General features: G+C 68.7%; 13 protein-coding genes. 5 read left to right on the top strand and 8 right to left on the bottom strand.

What is annotated here, in order from left to right; translation table 11 throughout:
• The first annotated feature begins 134 nt into the window (after positions 1-134).
• Positions 135-764: a carbonic anhydrase gene (locus tag HD841_RS07520; protein ID WP_179508281.1), complete on the top strand. Its 630-nt coding sequence runs from the start codon at positions 135-137 to the stop codon at positions 762-764.
• Between the two features lie 149 nt (positions 765-913).
• Here the strand turns inward: HD841_RS07520 and HD841_RS07515 are convergent, their stop codons facing one another.
• The 4 genes from HD841_RS07515 to HD841_RS07500 all read right to left on the bottom strand — a co-directional run bounded on the left by HD841_RS07515 (position 914) and on the right by HD841_RS07500 (position 4,085).
• Positions 914-1,432, bottom strand: coding sequence for a GNAT family N-acetyltransferase (locus HD841_RS07515; protein ID WP_179508280.1), 519 nt, complete (start codon positions 1,430-1,432; stop codon positions 914-916).
• Positions 1,432-1,854: a nucleoside-diphosphate kinase gene (gene ndk, locus HD841_RS07510; protein ID WP_179508279.1), complete on the bottom strand. Its 423-nt coding sequence runs from the start codon at positions 1,852-1,854 to the stop codon at positions 1,432-1,434. Before ndk ends, HD841_RS07515 begins: the two co-directional genes overlap by 1 nt.
• A 155-nt stretch (positions 1,855-2,009) precedes the next feature.
• Entirely contained in the window at positions 2,010-2,450 is a 441-nt protein-coding gene (locus HD841_RS07505) for a DNA polymerase III subunit chi (RefSeq protein ID WP_179508278.1), read from the bottom strand.
• Positions 2,451-2,612: 162 nt separating this feature from the next.
• Entirely contained in the window at positions 2,613-4,085 is a 1,473-nt protein-coding gene (locus tag HD841_RS07500; protein WP_179508277.1) for a leucyl aminopeptidase, read from the bottom strand.
• 176 nt (positions 4,086-4,261) lie between these two features.
• Here HD841_RS07500 and HD841_RS07495 point away from each other — a divergent pair, with 176 nt between their 5' ends.
• The 4 genes from HD841_RS07495 to rsmA all read left to right on the top strand — a co-directional run bounded on the left by HD841_RS07495 (position 4,262) and on the right by rsmA (position 9,768).
• On the top strand, positions 4,262-6,484 hold the full coding sequence (locus tag HD841_RS07495; RefSeq protein ID WP_179508808.1) for an LPS-assembly protein LptD: 2,223 nt from the start codon (positions 4,262-4,264) through the stop codon (positions 6,482-6,484).
• Positions 6,485-6,609: 125 nt separating this feature from the next.
• Positions 6,610-7,929, top strand: coding sequence for a peptidylprolyl isomerase (locus tag HD841_RS07490; RefSeq protein WP_218845482.1), 1,320 nt, complete (start codon positions 6,610-6,612; stop codon positions 7,927-7,929).
• Between the two features lies 1 nt (position 7,930).
• Positions 7,931-8,923, top strand: coding sequence for a 4-hydroxythreonine-4-phosphate dehydrogenase PdxA (pdxA, locus tag HD841_RS07485; RefSeq protein WP_179508275.1), 993 nt, complete (start codon positions 7,931-7,933; stop codon positions 8,921-8,923).
• The gene (rsmA, locus tag HD841_RS07480) at positions 8,920-9,768 is read left to right on the top strand and encodes a 16S rRNA (adenine(1518)-N(6)/adenine(1519)-N(6))-dimethyltransferase RsmA (protein ID WP_179508274.1); all 849 of its coding nucleotides are present in this window, start codon (positions 8,920-8,922) and stop codon (positions 9,766-9,768) included. Before pdxA ends, rsmA begins: the two co-directional genes overlap by 4 nt.
• Positions 9,769-10,146: 378 nt before the next feature.
• Here the strand turns inward: rsmA and HD841_RS07475 are convergent, their stop codons facing one another.
• From HD841_RS07475 to HD841_RS07460, 4 genes are all read right to left on the bottom strand, one after another.
• Positions 10,147-10,647, bottom strand: a complete 501-nt coding sequence (locus tag HD841_RS07475; protein WP_179508273.1) for a tetratricopeptide repeat protein — start codon at positions 10,645-10,647, stop codon at positions 10,147-10,149.
• A 31-nt stretch (positions 10,648-10,678) separates the two neighbouring features.
• Positions 10,679-11,851 carry an RsmB/NOP family class I SAM-dependent RNA methyltransferase gene (locus tag HD841_RS07470; protein WP_179508272.1) on the bottom strand — a complete coding sequence of 391 codons (1,173 nt, stop codon included), beginning with the start codon at positions 11,849-11,851 and terminating at the stop codon, positions 10,679-10,681.
• Positions 11,852-11,929: 78 nt separating this feature from the next.
• Complete coding sequence (gene guaB / locus HD841_RS07465) at positions 11,930-13,387, bottom strand: IMP dehydrogenase (protein WP_179508271.1); 1,458 nt, start codon at positions 13,385-13,387, stop codon at positions 11,930-11,932.
• Between the two features lie 63 nt (positions 13,388-13,450).
• On the bottom strand, positions 13,451-14,188 hold the full coding sequence (locus HD841_RS07460; protein WP_179508270.1) for a hypothetical protein: 738 nt from the start codon (positions 14,186-14,188) through the stop codon (positions 13,451-13,453).
• Between the last annotated feature and the right edge of the window lie 39 nt (positions 14,189-14,227).

Genomic DNA, 14,227 nt, shown 5'->3' with positions numbered 1-14,227 from the left:
GCGAGATAGCGATCAAGTCGATTGTGAACAACCATCATGCGATTTGTGAAGAAGCTTTGCCCGCGCGACGAAGCCGGGACACTCCGCACAACTATGCGTTATAGCAGCCGAAACGGACACATAACGGAGGTACAATGACCGATTTCGCCGACATGGTCGAAGGCTATCGCCGGTTTCGCGCCAAGGGCTGGACCGAGCAGCGCGAGCGCTGGAGCCAGCTGAGCCAGGGCCAGGACCCCAAGGTCATGGTGATCGCCTGTTCCGACAGCCGCGTCGATCCGATGCAGATTTTCGACGTCGCGCCCGGCGAAATCTTCACGGTTCGCAACGTCGCCAACCTCGTCCCGCCGTTCGAGACCAGCAAGGGCTATCACGGCGTGTCGGCCGCGGTCGAGTTCGCGGTGACGCAGCTCGAGGTGCCCGAAGTGGTGGTGATGGGACACGCCTCGTGCGGTGGCTGTGCCGCGGCGCTGTCGGGCGGGTTCAAGGACAGCAAGCCGGGTGAAGGCGGCTTCATCTCCGACTGGGTCGGCCTGCTCGACGGCGCGCGCGACAAGGTGAAGGCGAAGTTCGGCGACGGTCTCGATGCCAAGCGCGAGCTGGAGCATGAAGCGGTCCGCGTCAGCATCGAGAACCTGCGCACCTTCCCGTTCGTCACCGAACGCGAGGCGGCGGGCACGCTGAAGCTGCGCGGCGCCTATTTCGCGATCGCCGACGGACAGCTGCACGTCATGGACGACGACGGCGTCTTCGCGGCCGCGTGATCCGATCCCTTCCTCCGCAAGGGGAAGATGGCACCGCACCGCGCTGACGGAGGCGGGAGGACGGGGTGGGAGCGCGATCATAGCGCTTCGCCGTGTCCTCCCCCTCCGTCACGCCGTCGGCGTGCCACCTCCCCCTGGCGGGGGAGGATTTAGAGGGGGCGCGCGTAGATGACGTCGTCGTGGAGCTTTGCGCCGACTTGGAATTGGCGCTGGCCGGCAATGGCGAAGCCCTGGCGGTCGTAGAAGGCGCGGGCGCGATCATTGCCGCCGTAAACACCCAGCAGCATGCGGCTCTTTCCCATTGCACGGGCGTCCGTCATCGCACGCTCCATCAGCGCTTGACCGAGGCCGGTGCCATAAGTGGCGGGCAGCGTGTAGATGCGGCGAAGCTCGATATCGCCCTGCCCCGTCGCCAACGGCAGGTCCGGCAGCGTCAGCAGCGTATAGCCGACCGGCGCGGCACCATCGGGATGCTCGGCGAGGGTGACGATGCTGTCGGGATCGGCGGTCCATGCGGCGAAACGCTCGACCGAGCTGTTCTTCGCGACATGGGCGATGATGTCGGCACCGTCGAGGATGCCGGCGAAGGTGGTGAGGAAACTCGCGGCCGCCACCAGAGCGACCGCGGGCGCGTCCTCAGCGGACGCGCGCCGCAGCCGCCAGGTCATCAGCCGACGATTTCTTCGGGCTTGAAGAAATAGGCGATCTCGATCTCGGCATTCTCGTCCGAATCCGAACCGTGGACGGTGTTCGCCTCGATCGACTCGGCGAGCTCCTTGCGGATCGTGCCAGGTGCGGCATCCTTGGGGTTGGTCGCGCCCATGATGTCGCGGTTGCGCTGCATCGCATTCTCGCCTTCGAGCACCTGCACGACGACCGGACCCGAGATCATGAAGCTGACGAGGTCGTTGAAGAACGGACGCTCGCGATGGACCGCATAGAAGCCCTCGGCCTGTTCGCGGGTCATCTGGATGCGCTTCGAAGCGACGACGCGCAGGCCGGCCTCTTCGAGCATCTTGGTAACCGCACCGGTCAGGTTGCGGCGGGTGGCGTCGGGCTTGATGATCGAAAAGGTACGGTTCGCGGCCATGATGGTCACGGGCTCCTGTGGTTCTGGGACGTTTTTGAAGTGGCGCCGCCCTAGTCGGGGGCCGCTGCGTTTGCAACCGCTTCGGGTGGGGCGACCATGTGACCACGGCCGGCAGTGATGTCGCTGTGCACGCCTGTGCGGCGGGCGCGATCACCTCAAGCCGCCTGCTCCCAGCGCCCGGCGTCGTTCTGTTTCCAATAGCGGCGCTCGACCCCGTCGCGCGCGCCCAACGCGCGCCAGGCATCGCGCGCGGGGCGGATGAATTCGTCTTCGAAGAAGTGGAAGGCGCGGTCGAAGTCGAGCGCTGCGTCCCGCCACTCGCCGTCGACCAGCGCGACGTAGCGGGCACTGTTCGCCGGCCGCACCTCCGGCGCGATCAGGATCGGCTGGAGCGCGTCGTCACCCGCTCCGAGTTGGGCATGCGGCAGGAAGCTGTCGGCGCGATAGACCCAGAGCAGACGATCGATCTCGGCGCGCTGCTCGTCGCGCGCGCTGACGATGAGCAGGCGGTTGCCGGTTTCCACGACCTTGGCGGCGATCTGCGGGAGCGCACGGTCGAGCGGCGTCGCGGTGAGATGGTAGAAGTCGACCTGCATCGCGGCACGGGTTAGCGTGCCGGCAGGGCGGCGTCACCCCTGCCGATCATCGGCGTGCGACGAGGCAGCCGCCCCCGTGGGAGGGGGCGGCCGTGAGGTGGGACCAGCACCAATGGCACGGCCCCCCCCACCTCGCCCTCCCCTACGAGGAGGGCGATCGGCTCAGCCCTCGAAATGGTCCGCGATCGCGCGGTCGAGCAGGCGGACGCCATAGCCCGTCGCGCCCTTGTCGTAGGTGGCGCCGGCCTTGTCGCTCCAGACCATCCCGGCGATGTCGAGATGCGCCCAGGCGACGCCCTCATCGACGAAGCGCTGGATGAACTGCGCCGCGGTGATCGAGCCGGCGCCGCGCGGGCCGACGTTCTTCATGTCGGCGATCGGCGAGTCGATCAGCTTGTTGTAGGTGTCGGACAGCGGGAAGCGCCACAATTTGTCGCCCGTCGCGAGGCCGGCGGCGAGGAGCGTGTCGGCAAGCCCGTCGTCGTTGGAGAACAGACCGCCATATTCGTTCCCGAGGCTGACGATCATCGCGCCGGTGAGGGTCGCGAGGTCGATGATCGTCTTCGGGCGGAACGTCTTCTGCGTCCAGGTGATCGCATCGGCGAGCACCAGCCGGCCCTCGGCATCGGTGTTGAGGATCTCGATCGTCTGGCCGGACATCGACGTGACGACGTCGCCCGGGCGCTGCGCGTTGCCATCGGGCATGTTCTCGACAAGGCCCATCACGCCGACGACGTTGAGCTTCGCCTTACGCGCGGCGAGCGCCTTCATCGTGCCCGCGACCGCGCCGGCGCCACCCATGTCCCACTTCATGTCTTCCATGCCGGCACCCGGCTTGAGCGAGATGCCGCCGGTGTCGAAGGTGACGCCCTTGCCGACCAGCGCCAGCGCCGGATCGCCCTCGCCCGCGCCGTTCCACTTGAGCGCGAGGATGCGTGCCTCGCGCACCGAACCCTGGCTGACGCCGAGCAATGCGCCCATGCCGTGTTCGGCCATCTCCGCCTCGTCGACGACGATGATTTCAAGGCCGAGCCCCTCGACGCTGGCGCGGACCTGCTCGACGAAGCTTTCGGGATAGAGGATGTTCGGCGGTGCGGCGACGAGGTTGCGGGTGAGTTCGAGGCCCTGCGTCACCGCATGCTGCGCGGCCCAGGCGGCGTCGGTCTCGGCGGGCGCCCCGACGATCGTCAGCGTGGCGAGCGTCGGCTTCTGCTTTTCGGGCAATTTGGTGCGATATTGATCATAGCGCCACGCGCGCTGCGCCGCGGCGGCGGCGAAGCGCGCGGCGGCCTTCGGTGTCGGGCTGGCGGCGGACAGGTCCGCCGTCACGTCGGTCGCGCCGGAGGTGAGCAGCTTGGCGACGAGCGCGCCGCCCGCCTTTTCCCAATCGGCTTCGCCATTGGCGCCGACACCGAGCAGCAGCACCTGGCGGGTGGTGTCGCCTTCCGCGACGAACAGCTCGACGAGCGAACCGGCCTCGCCGTCGAAGCGCGCGGCGCGCGCCGCGGCGGTGGCGAGCGCCTGATGCGCGTCGCCGAGACCCGCCCAGCTGGCACGGCCGGCGAGATCCTTCTCGATCGGCAGCGCGAGGATCGCGGGGGCGGTGGCGGCGGCGGACGAGAAGGCGATCTGCATGTAGGGTGACTTCCTGGCACTGAAACAGACGCGTGATCTAAGGTCGCCGGGCGGCAAGCACAACGATTGCAGCGCCGCGCCGGTGATGCGATAGGCAGGCGCGGGTGCGGCGCCGTTCAGGGCGACGCCGGCCACGCCGAAAGGGTATTCGGATAATCGTGTTGCGTTTCGACCTTATGGCCGGCTGTGCGCTCGCCGCGGCCCTTCTCGTCGCCCCGGCGGCGGCGCAGGACCTGCAGAACCGCCCGGTCGCTCCGCCGCCGGCGAACGATCCTGCACTGGCGACTCCCGCCGGCAACGATCAGGTGCAGTTCAGCGCCGGCAGCCTCGACTATGACAGCAACGCCGATACGGTGACCGCGCTCGACGAGGTGCGGATGTTCCGTCAGGGCGACCGGCTGCGCGCCGACAAGGTCGTCTGGAACCGCAAGACCGGCAAGGTCGTCGCGACCGGCAATATCGCGGTGACCAACCCGGAAGGCGATGTCGCCTTCGGCGATTCGATCGAGCTGACCGATTCGCTGAAGGACGGGGTCGTCCAGAACATGCTGGTCGTGCTCGAACAGGGTGGTCGCATGGCGGCGGAGCGCGGCACGCGGCGGACCGACGGCTCGATGCAGCTCGACAAGGCGGCCTATACGCCGTGCGCGGTCCAGACGTCGGAGGGCTGTCCCAAGACCCCGTCGTGGCAGATCACCGCGGTGCGCATCACCTATCGACCCGATCGCGAGCGCGTCTATTTCGGCGGCGGCCAGTTCCACCTGTTCGGACTGCCGGCGCTGCCGCTGCCCGCCTTCTCGATGCCCGTCGGCGGCGGGTCGGAGAGCGGCCTGCTCGCGCCCGATCTGCAGCTCGACCGGGTCAACGGGCTCGAACTGGTCACCCCCTATTACTTCCGGCTGGCGCCCAACAAGGGGCTGACGCTCACGCCGCACGTCTTCTCCGAAGTGCTGCCGATGATGGAGGCGCGCTACGAGGCGCTGGGCACGCATGGCGCCTTCCAGGTCACCGGCTATGCGACCGAGAGCCGGCGCAGCGACGACCTCAACACGGTGACGCCGACCGATACCGAGCGCGCCTTCCGCGGCTATATCGACGGTATCGCGCGCTACCAGCTCTCGCCCAATTGGAGCGTCAGCGGTTCGGTACGGCTCGCCAGCGATCGTACCTTCCTGCGCCGCTACGACATCTCGCGCGACGATCGGCTGCGCACGACCGCCTCGCTCGAGCGGATCGATCCCAACACCTATTTCGCGCTGACCGGCTGGTACGTGCAGAGCCTGCGCGTCAACGATCCGCAGGGCAACCAGCCGATCGCGCTGCCCGAGATGGACTTCCGCAAGCGGATGGATCTGGTCGGCGGCAAGCTGCAATTGCAGGCCAATACGCTGGCGATCACCCGGACCGAGGGGCAGGATACGCAGCGCGCCTTCGTCGCCGGACAATGGGACCTGCGGCGCCTGACGAACTGGGGTCAGGAGGTGACCTTCACCGCTTATGCCCGCGCCGATGCGTACAACACGCGCAACTCGCTGCTGACGACGGTCGCGAGCTATCGCGGGATCGACGGCTTTCAGGCGCGCGCGATCGGCGCGCTGGCGGCGGATATCAAATGGCCGTTCGTCGGCGCGTTCATGGGCGGCACGCAGCGGCTGACGCCGCGCCTGCAGATCGTCGCCAGCCCCAAGGTCGCCAATCTTGATGTCCCCAACGAAGATGCGCGCGCGGTCGATCTGGAGGATTCGAACCTGTTCGCGCTCAACCGCTTCGCCGGCTACGACCGGTTCGAGGACAGCAGCCGCGCGACCTATGGCGCGGAATGGGCGGTGGCGCTGCCAGGCGTGACCTTCGACACGGTCATCGGCCAGAGCTATCGCCTGTCGGAGCGGCCGACGATCCTGCCGAACGGCACCGGGCTCAGCGACCGCTTCTCGGATTTCGTCGGGCGTACGACGCTGCGCATCCGCGACTTCGTGTCGATCACCCACCGATATCGACTCGACAAGGACGGGTTCGCGGTGCGCCGCAACGAGGTGGATGCGACGGTCGGATCGCGCTCGACCTATATCCTCGCCGGCTATCTGCGCCTCAACCGCAACATCTTCCCCGCGATCGAGGATTTGCAGGATCGCGAGGAGGTGCGGCTCGCCGGGCGGGTGCAGTTCGCCCGCTTCTGGTCGGTGTTCGGCTCGACCGTCATCGACCTGACCGACCGGAGTGAAGACCCGCAGTCGCTGTCCGACGGGTTCGACCCGATCCGCCACCGGCTCGGCGTCCAATATGAGGACGATTGCCTGCGACTGGGCATGACGTGGCGGCGCGATTACCAGGATACGGGCGACGCGCGGTCGGGCAACAGCTTCCTGTTGACGCTGGCCTTGACCAACCTCGGGCGCTAAGCCGCAGTTCAGCTGGATCGAGGCATGACCGGAACAGGTATCGCGTCCGACGCGCGGCCTGAGCTTTGGGGTAACGGAAGAACGTGACGCATAACCATCGACGCAGCGCCCGCATCGGTCGCACCATGAGCTGGCTCGCGCTGGCGGCGATCGCCACCGGCGCGGTCGCGCAGACGGTGCCCGACCAGCAGGTGCCCGAAACGAACCTGAACATCCCGGCCAACCTCCAGATCTTCGGCAAGCTCGATCCCAATGTCCGCAAGCCGACGGCGATCGTCAACGACACGGTCATCACCGGCACCGACGTCGACCAGCGGCTGGCGCTGACCGTCTTCAACAACGGCGGCCGCGGGCCGGCGCCCGAGCAGATGGACGAGTTCAAGCTTCAGATCCTGCGCCAGCTGATCGACGAGACGCTGGAGATCCAGGAGGCCAAGAGCGCCGAGATCACTGTCACCGCAGCGGAGCTCGACCAGAGCGAGGCGGGCCTCGCCAAGCGGTTCAACATGACCGTGCCGCAGCTGCGCGTCGCGCTGCGCAAGGCGGGCTCGTCCGAGCGCACGTTGCGCCGCGCGATCGAGGGCGAACTCGCCTGGAGCCGCTATCTGCGCCGCAAGATCGAGCCGTTCGTCAACGTCGGCGACGAAGAGGTGAGCGCGATCCAGAAGCGGATCGAGGCGTCGCGCGGGACCGAGGAATACAACCTCCGCGAGATCTACCTGAGTGCCAACGACGGCAACCGCGCCGAGGTGTTCGCCAAGGCCAAGCAGATCATCGCCGAGATCCAGAAGGCGCAGCAGCCGTTCGAACTGTTCGCACGCAACTATTCCGAAGCCTCGACGCGCGGCGTCGGCGGTGATCTCGGCTGGATCCGGCTCGTGACCCTGCCGCAGCCGCTCGCCGATGCGGCGCAGCAGATGCAGGTCGGCCAGGTCGCCGGCCCGATCGAGACGCCGGGCGGCTTCTCGATCCTGTATCTCACCGACAAGCGCACGATTGGTGCGGCCGACCCGCGCGATGCGCGGCTCAGCCTGAAGCAGCTCACCGTCGCCTTCCCCGCCGGCACGACGCAGGCACAGGCGCAGGTGCGCGCCGCGACCTTCGCCAAGACGGTCCAGTCGATCCAGGGTTGCGGTACGGTCGAGAAGGTCGCCGCGACGATCGGCGCCGAGGTGGTCGACAATGATTCGGTCCGCATCCGCGACCTGCCGCCGCAGTTGCAGGAGATCCTGCTGAAGCTGCAGGTCGGCCAGGCCACCCCGCCGTTCGGCTCACCGACCGAGGGCGTCCGCGCGCTGGTGCTGTGCGGTCGCGACGATCCGCAGCAATCGTCGGTCCCCGGCGCGGCGCAGATCCAGGGGCAGCTCGAACAGCAGCGCGTCAACCTGCGCGCGCAGAGCAAGCTGCGCGATCTGCGGCGCGACGCGGTCATCGAGTATCGCTGACATGACGCAGGCGCCGCTCGCGATCTCGATGGGTGATCCCGCCGGGATCGGGCCGGAGATCATCGCCAAAAGCTGGGCGGTGCGTGCGCTGCGCAGCCTGCCGCACTTTGCGCTGGTCGGCGATCCCGCGGTGGCGCGCCGGGTATGGAGCGGCCCCGTCGAGGCGATCAACGACATCGGCGAGGCGGCGGCGGTGTTCGAGCGCGCCTTGCCCGTTCTCGCGGTCGGCGATGCCGGGCCGGTGACGCCCGGCACGCCCGAGGTCGGTGGCGCCCGCGCTGCCTTGCAGGCGCTGGAACAGTCGATCGCGCTGGTGCGCAGCGGCGCGGCGCGGGCGCTGGTCACCGGCCCCGTCTCGAAGGCGCAATTGTACGGCATCGGCTTCAACCATCCCGGCCAGACCGAGTTCGTGGCCGAACGCTGCGGGGTTGCCGCCGAGGATGCGGTGATGATGCTCGCCGGGCCGAGCCTGCGCGTCGTGCCGATGACCGCGCATGTGCCGCTGGCGCAGGTGCCGTCGCTGCTGTCGGTCGAGCTGATCGTCGCCAAGGGCCGTGCGACCGCCTCCGGCCTGATCCGCGATTTCGGCATCGCCTCGCCGCGGCTGGCGTTTGCCGGGCTCAATCCGCATGCGGGCGAAGGCGGCGCGATCGGGCGCGAGGAGATCGACATCCTCGAACCTGCGATCGCGCAGCTGCGCGCCGAGGGGATCAACGCCAGCGGTCCCTTCCCGGCCGACACGATGTTCCACGCCCGTGCCCGCGCCGGCTATGATGCGGTGCTGTGTTGCTATCACGATCAGGCGCTGGTGCCGATCAAGACGCTGCATTTCGACGAGGGCGTCAACATGACGCTGGGCCTGCCGGTGGTGCGGACGTCGCCCGATCACGGCACCGCGTTCGGCATCGCCGGTCGGGACCAGGCGCACCCCGGTGCGATGATCGCCGCGATCGCCCTGGCGGGCCAGGCGGCCGACCGCCGCGCGCGAGCATGACCGATCAACCCGCGGGCGGCAAGCTGCCGCCCCTGCGCGAGGTGATCGCGCGTTACGGGCTCAACGCCAGCAAGGCGCTGGGCCAGAATTTCCTGTTCGACGGTCAGTTGCTGGCGCGGATCGCGGCGGTTCCGGGCGATCTGAACGGCGCGGAGGTGCTTGAGGTCGGGCCGGGACCCGGTGGCCTGACGCGTGCCCTGCTCGCGGCGGGGGCGAGCGTCACCGCGATCGAGCGCGACCGGCGCTGCATCCCGGCGCTGGCCGAGCTGGGCGAGGCCTTTCCGGGCAAGCTGCGGGTGATCGAGGGCGATGCGCTCGAGGTGGACGCCCCCTCGCTGTTCGCCGGTCGGCCGCATATCGTCTCCAACCTGCCCTATAACGTCGGCACGGCGCTGCTGGTCGGCTGGCTAACGGCAGACTGGCAACCGTGGTGGCAGTCGCTGACGCTGATGTTCCAGAAGGAAGTCGCCGAGCGGATCGTCGCCTCCGCCGGCGACGATGCCTATGGCCGGCTGGCGGTGCTGAGCCAGTGGCGGTCGCAGGCGCGGATCGCGATGCCCGTGCATCGATCGGCCTTCACCCCGCCGCCGAAGGTGATGTCGGCGGTCGTGCATATCGTGCCGGGCGCGGTGCCGGAAGGCGTCGAGGTCCGCGTGCTGGAGCGGATCACCGCCGCCGCCTTTGGCCAGCGGCGCAAGATGCTGCGGCAGAGCCTGAAGGGCGTGCCGGGTGCCTTGGCGGGGCTGGAGCAGATCGGGATCGATCCGACGCGACGGGCGGAAACGGTGAGCGTCGACGCATTCGTCGCTTTGGCGCGGGTGGTGGGCGGCGAGGGCTGTTCTTAGAGGCCTGATGCTTTGTCTAAAGACGAGGCGGTTCGGCAGTCTGTTCCTCTTTGGCTGCGGTAATGAGGCTTGATCGGTTTCCTAGTAAGATCCGTCACCCCGGAGTCGTTCCGGGGTACACCGGGCCACAAGAGAGCGGTGTCCCATCGAGCCGATCCCCTCGCCGCAGAGTGGACCCCGGAACAAGTCCGGGGTGACGGGGTGGGTTTGGGACACGAACGGCTCACATTGTGCCCATATGCGATTGCCCTGCCCGGCACGGGGCGGGCGGCACCGCGTAGCGGTGACGGAGCGGGCCTTCCCAGATCTTGCGCTTGAGGAAGCCCCTCCACCACGCCGCGGTGCAGCGCGGCTCCCCTCCCCAGGCCGAGGAGGAGTTTATTCCTTGGGTGCCGCCGGCTTCGTCTCGGCCTGCGCGGTGGTCACCGGCGGGCCCTTGGCGATCACCGCCGCGAGCTGGTTGGCCTCGGGGCAGGTCGTCTTGCAGAGCGTGCGGATCTTGGCGAGATTGGTCTTGGCGATGGCCACCGCGCCCTTGGCGACCAGGGCCTCGCCCTGCCCGCGTAGCGCGGCGACGTCATTGGGTTCGAGCGTCAGCGCCTCGCGATACAGGCGGATCGCCTTGCCGGGCAGGCCGCGTGCCTCGGCCACCTCGGCGAGCGTCACGAACGCCTGCCGGTTGCGCGGGTCGACCGCCACCGCGGTTTCGAGCAGATCGGTGGCGCCGTCGAGGTTGCCGGCAGCCTTGGCCGCGCGGCCCTGCGCCAGCAATTGCAGCGAGCGCGCGTCGATCTGGTCGTCGGGTCGCTGGCCGCTGAGCGAGGTCGAAACGCAAACGAGGGTCAGCGCAGCGGCAAGAGCGACGGACGTAACGCGCATGAAGGTCTCCACTGGGGGCACGACAGCAGGATTAGCAGGGGCGGGTGAGCCGCGCGACAAAAAAGCCATCGGTGTCATCGCTCGCCGGGTCGAGGCGGAGGCCCTTTCCGCGCGGTGATCCGGCAGGCAGATCGAGCGGTGCGGCGGTCCAGCCGGGATGATCGGCGAGGAAGGCGTCGACCTGCGCCGCCCCCTCGGCGTCGAGCAGCGAGCAGGTGATGTAGACGAGCGCGCCGCCGGGACGGACCAGGGCCGCGCCCACCGCCAGCACGTGCCGCTGCTGCGCGACGAACCCGGCGAGGCGGTCCGGCGTCAGCCGCCAGCGCGCCTCCGGATTGCGGCGCCAGGTGCCGGTGCCCGAACAGGGCGCGTCGATCAGCACGGTGTCGGCATCTGCCGCCCAATCAGCAAGGGCTTCCGCCTCGCGCCGGGGATCGAGCAGGCGCGTCTCGACGATGGTGACGCCTGCCTTTGCGGCGCGGGGGGCGAGCCGCGACAAACGCCCGCGATCGATGTCGGCGGCAAGGATATGACCCTCGTTGCGCATCATCGCGGCGAGCGCGAGCGTCTTGCCGCCGCCGCCCGCGCACAGGTCCACGATGCGCTGGCCGGGCTGTGCCTGGGCGGCAAGGCTGACGATCTGGCTGCCGGCGTCCTGCACCTCGGCCTGACCGGCGAAGGTATCGACGTTGGTGCCCGCCGGCAGACGCAGCGCATCCGGCAATCCGGGGATCGGCGCGCCGCCGAGTTGGGCGGCGAGGGTGGCGGGGTCCGCCAGCAGGCGATTGACGCGGATGTCGAGCGGCGCACGGGCGATCAGCGCCGCCTGTTGCTCCGCGGTGATCCCCGACGCCGCGAGCGCGTCGGCGAGCCAGGCGGGCATGACGCCGCCGGCCGCCGCCGCCTCGCCCGCCCCGATCGGTGCCGGCCCGTGGGTCGAGCCGTCGAAGGTCGCCGCGACCGCCGCGTCATCCGCCGCGACGGCGAGCATCGCGGCACGGCCCGAGGCAGGAACCTCGCCGGCGCGACGGATCGCGGCATAGACGAGGTCGCGCACCGCGCGGCGGTCCTTCGACCCGGCGTAGCGGCGGGTGGCGAAATAGCGCGCGATCAGCGTGTCCGCGGCCGCGCCGCCGCCACGCGCGGCGGCGATCACGTCATCGAGGAGTTCGATCGCGGCCTGCGTGCGGGCGGCGGGCGTCACCGTGGGTAGAAGGTCATGGAGTCGGTCATATCCTGCCGGACGGCCGGCGCGCGGCGATGCACTGACGTGCCGCCCTCATCACCGGGTCGGGTAATTGGGTGCTTCGCGGGTGATGGTGACGTCGTGGACGTGGCTTTCCTTCAGGCCGGCGCCGGTGATCTGCACGAATTGCGCGCGCTTCTGGAGATCGGGGATCGTCGCCGAACCGGTATAGCCCATCGCCGCCTTGATGCCGCCGACGAGCTGGTGGATGACGTCGCGTGCCGGGCCCTTATAGGCCACCTGCCCCTCGATGCCTTCCGGCACCAGCTTCATCTGGTCCTTGATATCGCCCTGGAAATAGCGGTCCGCCGAGCCGCGGCCCATCGCGCCGACCGAACCCATGCCGCGATAGCTCTTGTAGGCGCGGCCCTGGTACAAGAACGTCTCGCCCGGTGCCTCTTCGGTGCCGGCGAGCAGCGAGCCGACCATGCACGTCGAGGCACCGGCCGCCAGTGCCTTGGCAAGGTCGCCCGAGGTGCGCAGGCCGCCATCGGCAATCACCGGAACGCCGTGCTTGGCAGCGGCTTCGGCGCAATCCATCACCGCCGTGAGCTGCGGCACGCCGACGCCGGCGACGACGCGGGTGGTGCAGATCGAGCCCGGACCGATGCCGACCTTGATGCCGTCCGCGCCCGCGTCGATCAGCGCGCGGGTCGCCTCTCCCGTCGCGACGTTGCCGGCGACGACCTGGACCGAATTGGACAGCTTCTTGACCCGCTCGACCGCGCGCGCCACGTCGCGATTGTGACCGTGCGCGGTGTCGATGACGATCAGGTCGCATTCGGCGTCGACCAGCGCCTCGGTGCGCTCGAAACCCTTGTCGCCGACGGTGGTCGCCGAGGCGACGCGCAGCCGGCCTGAAGCGTCCTTGGTCGCGGTGGGATAGGTCACCGCCTTTTCGATGTCCTTCACCGTGATGAGGCCGACGCAGCGATAGGCATCGTCGACGACGAGCAGCTTCTCGATACGGCGCTGGTGAAGCAGGACGCGCGCCTCCTCCTGCCCGACATCGGTCGAGACGGTGGCGAGATTGTCGTGGGTCATCAGCTCGGCGACGGGCTGTTTGGGATCGCCGGCAAAGCGGACGTCACGGTTGGTGAGGATGCCGACGAGCTTGCCGTCGCTCTCCACGACCGGGATGCCGCTGATCTTGTGATGCGCCATCAGCGCCTGCGCCTCGCCGAGCGTGGCGGTGGGCGCGATCGTGATCGGGTTGACGACCATGCCCGATTCGAAACGCTTGACCTGGCGCACCGCGGCGACCTGTTCCTCGATCGACAGGTTGCGATGGAGCACGCCGATGCCGCCCAATTGCGCCATGACAATCGCCATGTCCGCCTCGGTCACCGTATCCATCGCCGAGGAGAGGATCGGGATGTTGAGCGCGATGCCGCGTGTCAGCTGCGTGCGCGTGTCGGCGGTGCTCGGCAGGATGTCCGACTCGCCGGGTACGAGCAGTACGTCGTCGAAGGTGAGGCCGAGCCGGATGTCCAAGGTGCCGTTTCCTCGCGGGAGGGAGTAAGTGGCGGGCCATGTAACCGCAGCGCAGCATCTGCGCTAGAGGGCGGCGAGATGTGCTGCGACGTATTCGGTCACCACGCCGACGAGCGAGCCGCCGAACCGCGGGTTGAGTTCGAGGATGCGAAGCTGCTCGCCCTCCCATTTGTAGTTGAAGCAGCAGGTGCCTTCATAGCCCAGCGCTTCCAGGATCGCGGTGCAGGTGGCGAGCGCCGGGCCGGGGTCGGCGGGTGCGATGCTCGCAGGGCGATCGACCGCGCCGCGAATGCCGAGCGGTTGGCCCATGTCGTAGCGATAGGCGACATGGAAACGGATCGTGCCGCCGATGCGCAGGAGGTGGAGGACATATTCGTCGGCACCGGCGATCGCGCGCTGCCGGAAGACATCGGGGGACTCGCGGCCGTCATCCTCGCCGGGGCCGCGGATCATCGCACAGCCGAGGCCGAAATCGCCGCGCCGCGTCTTGCGGATATAGGGATAAACGGTCGGCCGGGGGCCGAGCAGGTCGGGCACCGTCGCGCCGAAGCCGTGATCGATCAGCCAGAGGTTGAGCGCCAGCTTGTCATCGCACAGGGTGACGAGTTCGCGGGTCGGCAGCACCGTGCGGCCGGCGCGGGCGCCGTCGATCTGCTCGACGCGCAGCGGCACGACCAGGTCGAACCGCGACAAATCGACCGCATCGAACGGCGCAAAGCTCGCTTCATAGCGATGATGGTCGATGTAGCGCGCGATTGCGGGCATCTGCGTGGAATGGTTGCCGAAGAGAATGCGCTGCATGGTGACCTTTGTCGGACGTCGGGCTGTGCTAGTATCAGG

This window comes from Sphingomonas melonis (assembly GCF_013409985.1).
In the GTDB taxonomy this organism is placed as follows: Bacteria; Pseudomonadota; Alphaproteobacteria; order Sphingomonadales; family Sphingomonadaceae; genus Sphingomonas; species Sphingomonas melonis_A.
The sequence above is the reverse complement of the archived record's forward strand: the minus strand, read 5'-3'. Positions and strand labels throughout refer to the sequence as shown.

What these genes read in the sequence shown, in the direction of transcription:
- HD841_RS07515 (WP_179508280.1), bottom strand. Translation starts at nt 1,432, where the DNA reads ATGACCTGGCGGCTGCGGCGCGCGTCCGCTGAGGACGCGCCCGCGGTC.
- ndk (WP_179508279.1), bottom strand. Translation starts at nt 1,854, where the DNA reads ATGGCCGCGAACCGTACCTTTTCGATCATCAAGCCCGACGCCACCCGC.
- rsmA (WP_179508274.1), top strand. Translation starts at nt 8,920, where the DNA reads ATGACCGATCAACCCGCGGGCGGCAAGCTGCCGCCCCTGCGCGAGGTG.
- HD841_RS07495 (WP_179508808.1), top strand. Translation starts at nt 4,262, where the DNA reads ATGGCCGGCTGTGCGCTCGCCGCGGCCCTTCTCGTCGCCCCGGCGGCG.
- HD841_RS07490 (WP_218845482.1), top strand. Translation starts at nt 6,610, where the DNA reads ATGAGCTGGCTCGCGCTGGCGGCGATCGCCACCGGCGCGGTCGCGCAG.
- HD841_RS07505 (WP_179508278.1), bottom strand. Translation starts at nt 2,450, where the DNA reads ATGCAGGTCGACTTCTACCATCTCACCGCGACGCCGCTCGACCGTGCG.
- HD841_RS07520 (WP_179508281.1), top strand. Translation starts at nt 135, where the DNA reads ATGACCGATTTCGCCGACATGGTCGAAGGCTATCGCCGGTTTCGCGCC.
- HD841_RS07475 (WP_179508273.1), bottom strand. Translation starts at nt 10,647, where the DNA reads ATGCGCGTTACGTCCGTCGCTCTTGCCGCTGCGCTGACCCTCGTTTGC.
- HD841_RS07460 (WP_179508270.1), bottom strand. Translation starts at nt 14,188, where the DNA reads ATGCAGCGCATTCTCTTCGGCAACCATTCCACGCAGATGCCCGCAATC.
- HD841_RS07500 (WP_179508277.1), bottom strand. Translation starts at nt 4,085, where the DNA reads ATGCAGATCGCCTTCTCGTCCGCCGCCGCCACCGCCCCCGCGATCCTC.
- pdxA (WP_179508275.1), top strand. Translation starts at nt 7,931, where the DNA reads ATGACGCAGGCGCCGCTCGCGATCTCGATGGGTGATCCCGCCGGGATC.